The sequence below is a fragment of the Streptomyces sp. WM6386 genome (assembly GCF_000972385.1).
Lineage (GTDB): Bacteria > Actinomycetota > Actinomycetes > Streptomycetales > Streptomycetaceae > Streptomyces.
The window spans coordinates 1-318 of sequence record NZ_JXTE01000764.1 but is presented as its reverse complement, the minus strand read 5'-3'; the positions used below and the strand labels follow the sequence as shown (position 1 = coordinate 318).

The following is a 318-nucleotide window of genomic DNA, read 5'->3' as shown; positions in this document are numbered from 1 at the left end:
ACAGGCGTGAAGTTCTTCAACTGGATCGGAACGATGTGGAAGGGCTCGTTGTCCTTCGAGACACCGATGCTCTGGGCCACCGGCTTCCTGATCACCTTCACCTTCGGTGGTCTGACCGGTGTCATCCTGGCCTCGCCGCCGATGGACTTCCACGTCTCGGACTCGTACTTCGTGGTGGCGCACTTCCACTACGTGGTGTTCGGCACCGTCGTCTTCGCCATGTTCTCCGGCTTCCACTTCTGGTGGCCGAAGATGACCGGCAAGATGCTCGACGAGCGCCTCGGCAAGATCACCTTCTGGACGCTGTTCATCGGCTTC

At 59.7% G+C, this 318-nt stretch carries 1 protein-coding gene; it reads left to right on the top strand.

What is annotated here, in order from left to right:
* Positions 1 to 318 (top strand): cbb3-type cytochrome c oxidase subunit I (locus TN53_RS43570; protein WP_046264478.1); only part of this gene is annotated, 318 nt, incomplete at both ends.